Below are 234 nucleotides of genomic sequence, written 5' to 3'. Positions count from 1 at the left end.
GGCGGCATCGCCGATCTCTACGCCTTCGTGGCGCGACGGATCGGCGGCGGCGCGCGGCACACGGCAGAGGCGCCCGCCGCCGCCTTCGATGGCGACAATGGACAGAAGGGTGCCGAGGCGGAGTTCGCCGAGGCAATGGTCGTCGTCTCCATTCCCGCTGCCCATGGTCATGACCCGGCCCTGGCAGCGAAGCCGATCCTGCAGGCGACGGGGCTCACCAAGCACTATGGCGGC

At 70.5% G+C, this 234-nt stretch carries 1 pseudogene; it reads left to right on the top strand.

The features are described from left to right. Nucleotides 1-234 (top strand): annotated as a pseudogene (locus EOD29_RS36445) (branched-chain amino acid ABC transporter permease/ATP-binding protein); the annotation flags it as partial.

Origin of the sequence: Mesorhizobium sp. M1A.T.Ca.IN.004.03.1.1 (genome assembly GCF_003997555.1) — a bacterium.
Lineage (GTDB): Bacteria > Pseudomonadota > Alphaproteobacteria > Rhizobiales > Rhizobiaceae > Mesorhizobium.
Note: the sequence above shows the minus strand (reverse complement) of the source record. Positions and strands in the feature narration are given on the sequence as shown.